The sequence below is a fragment of the Capnocytophaga sputigena genome (genome assembly GCF_900446695.1).
Classification (GTDB): Bacteria; Bacteroidota; Bacteroidia; order Flavobacteriales; family Flavobacteriaceae; genus Capnocytophaga; species Capnocytophaga sputigena.
Genome location: NZ_UAVP01000001.1, coordinates 1 through 3,097 on the forward strand (window position 1 = coordinate 1; position 3,097 = coordinate 3,097).

At 40.3% G+C, this 3,097-nt stretch carries 1 protein-coding gene and 4 pseudogenes; 1 reads left to right on the forward strand and 4 read right to left on the reverse strand.

Going from position 1 to position 3,097, the window contains the following annotated elements; translation table 11 throughout:
* Positions 1 to 50 precede the first annotated feature (50 nt).
* Positions 51 to 694: pseudogene (locus DR017_RS00005) on the forward strand (hypothetical protein).
* Between the two features lie 91 nt (positions 695 to 785).
* Here the strand turns inward: DR017_RS00005 and DR017_RS00010 are convergent.
* From DR017_RS00010 to DR017_RS00025, 4 genes and pseudogenes are all read right to left on the reverse strand, one after another.
* Entirely contained in the window at positions 786 to 1,568 is a 783-nt protein-coding gene (locus DR017_RS00010) for a class I SAM-dependent methyltransferase (protein ID WP_002681040.1), read from the reverse strand.
* 78 nt (positions 1,569 to 1,646) lie between these two features.
* A pseudogene (locus DR017_RS00015) lies at positions 1,647 to 2,129 on the reverse strand (Kae1-like domain-containing protein); the annotation flags it as partial.
* A pseudogene (locus DR017_RS14210) lies at positions 2,123 to 2,344 on the reverse strand (alpha-amylase); the annotation flags it as partial. The pseudogenes DR017_RS00015 and DR017_RS14210, both read right to left, overlap by 7 nt.
* Positions 2,345 to 2,355: 11 nt before the next feature.
* Positions 2,356 to 3,097 (reverse strand): annotated as a pseudogene (locus tag DR017_RS00025) (glycosyltransferase family 4 protein); the annotation flags it as partial.

Sequence of the window (3,097 nt, forward strand, 5' to 3'; positions counted from 1 at the left end):
TAGCAAATTTGGCATAATTATAGCTATAAAAAAGTAAATGCTCAAACATTATGAAATATTTATGCTTGTACATATTACTTTTATTAGGATGCTTAGCTGCTCAGGCTCAACCGTTTGAAACACGGAAAAAGATGAGAAGGTTGTCATTCCTTTAGAAAAATCACCTGAGCTGGAGTACAAGGGTAGCCCTATCAATCTGCGGGTAGCTCCTAAAAAAGAAAACAACCCTTGGATGAAGGTGCCCGAAAAAAGCATTGATTTTACAGGAAAAAGCAATTTAGTACAGCGTAAAGTAGAGTTCAAACCTAATTATGAGGTACTGAACGACCATAAGCGAGAAGATTACGAAGCTCCTAAAGGCGACCAGTTTTTTGGTGACTTCACTAATAATGGAAAGTTTGTAAATGTATATTGTCGCGACTTCGCTGCTATTGATGGCGATCGAGTGAGTTTATATGTGAATGGAGTAGAAGAAGTTCGCGACATTTTTCTCCTTGGAGAGTTCAGAGGTTTTAAAGTAGAATTAAAACCTGGCTTCAACAAAGTAGAGTTTTTAGCGCTCAACCAAGGCGAATCGGGTCCTAATACAGCCGAGTTTATGGTGCTGGATGACAAAGGCAATACCATTATACGCAACCGTTGGGATTTAGCAACAGGATCAAAAGCGCAACTCGTAATTGTAAAAGACCAATAAAAGAGAAGAATTATTTTTATTTGTTACTTTTTTTAGCTCATATTTTTATAGGAAATTTCCTATAAAGATATGAGCTTTTTTGTAAAATCGTTTAAAGAGGTTTTTGAACAACAAGAGCAATAGCATCTAAGTTCTTTTGGTGTTTTCTAAACGTTTTCTTCATATTCATTACGCGTTTGCGCAAATCGGGGTGGGTAAAGAGATTGAAGAAGAATTTAAGCGTGCGGAATATCCCTTCATCTTGCCATACACGCTTGTTTTCAAGTAGGAGCATTGCGTTGTGCTGTTCTTTCACTACCTTAAAACCTTGCTCTTCAAAAAGAGCTTTCCACTCACTGGGGGTCATTGGGCGTGCGTGCACACGTATATTAGCACTTAGTTCTTTAAAAACATCGTTTTTCACCTCGTCGCTCACATTGTCTGGTTGTAAGCCTAATTCGTGAATAGCGTAATAACCTCCTGGTTTGAGTATCCTAAAAGCCTCTGCAATAATAGCTTTTTTGTGTTCAAGAGGTTGCATAGTGAGCATCGCCTCTCCATACACTTTATTAGCAAAAGCATCAGGAAGTGTAGAAGCTGCGGCATCAGCTACAATCACGCGTGAATTCTCATAGTGAATATTCTTTTTAGCCAAAGCAGCAGCTGCCTCATTCATATCTACTCCCGTATAGCTGAAAGGCTTGTAAGAACAGGCTATATTAGCCGTAAATCCTAAGCCTGGGGCAAACTCTACAATATCATCTTTGGAGGTAATCTCTAAGTTTTTTACTAACCATTCGCTGAGTACTCTTCCTCCTGGGCGCAACACTTTCTTGCCGAGTTTGGCGAGAATCCAGTGCCCTTGTTTTTCATTTAATGATGTTTCTGTCTTCATCGTTTCAATGGTTTTTATAATTTAGGAGACAAAAGTACGAATTTATTTTGAAACATTCAAAATAAATTAACAAATCTGCTAATTAAAAGAAAGTCGCGCTTGAGCAGTGACTTCTTGTGCTACAAAATTTCCTTCCAAAAACTTGTGATAACCTACGATACCTATCATCGCTGCATTATCGGTACAATACTGAAATTTAGGCACAAAGGTTTGCCAACTGTATTGCTGTCCTAAAGCTGTGAGAGCATTGCGAATACCCGAATTAGCCGATACTCCCCCTCCAATAGCCACTTGCTTGATACCTGTTTCTTTTACAGCTTTTTTGAGTTTGCTCATCAGTATTTCCACAATCGTGTGTTGTACTGAAGCACAAATATCAGCTAAATGTTCAGTTATAAAATTAGGATTTTCCTCAGTGTTTTTCTGCACAAAATAGAGAATACCTGTTTTAAGTCCAGAAAAACTGAAGTTAAGACCTGGTATATTAGGCTTAGAGAAGGTAAAGGCTTTAGGGTTACCCTCTTGGGCGTATTTATCGATGAGAGGTCCCCCAGGGTAAGGAAAAACGCTACTTTGAATTTGCCTTCGTGTTTTTTGATGAGTTCTAACAAGAGGGCGTTGGCAGGCAGATAGCAATGTTCTGCCAAATCTTCAAGTTCTGAACGATTGGCGTAGTTATCGAAATAGTTGTGTTTTTTACCTATGTCAAAGAATTGGTATTTTCTAAGACGTTCGGGGTGATGGATTTGGAAATAAATACAAATTGACTTTTTCATCGTTGGTTATTTTATATTAAAGATTCGTAAATGTTTTTAAGTTTCAAGGAGGCGTTTTCCCATTTGAGTTTATTACCTCGTCGTAGCCTTCGCGTTGCATATAGTGAGCAAGTGTAGGGTAAGCCAAGATACCATAAATAGCATCGGCAAGGGCGTTGATATCCCAATAATCCACTTTGATAGCGTGGTCTAATACCTCAGCCACCCCCGATTGTTTGGAGATGATAGTAGGTACCCCTGAGCGCATCGCCTCTAAAGGAGAAATCCCAAAAGGCTCGGATACTGAGGGCATTACATATACATCGCTGTATTGGAACATACGTTGTACATCGTTACCTCTAAGGAAGCCTGTGAAGTGGAAGCGGGTGCCCAATCCTAATTGTGCTACACGGCGCACTAAGGGGTTCATTTTCTCACCGCTACCTGCCATTACAAAGCGTACGTTAGGCACGCGTTTCATCACTTTGGCAGCTGCCTCTACAAAGTACTCAGGACCTTTTTGCAAGGTGATACGCCCTAAGAAAGTGACGATTTTATCTTTGATGCCGCGTTCTTCTTTGGTATCGGTTTCGGCTTTGAAATCTACTGCATTGTGCACGGTAATCACTTTTTCGGCAGGGATGCCGTATTTTTCAATGACGATATTGCGCGTCCAGTTGCTCACGGTTACCACTTTATCGGCAGCTTCCATACCGCGTTTTTCGATGTCGTACACCAGTGTATTGCGGTTGTACTCGCCCCCGCGGTCGTATT

Bases quoted from the DNA above. Each gene is read 5' to 3' on its own strand.
- DR017_RS00010 (WP_002681040.1), bottom strand. From the start codon at position 1,568: ATGAAGACAGAAACATCATTAAATGAAAAACAAGGGCACTGGATTCTC.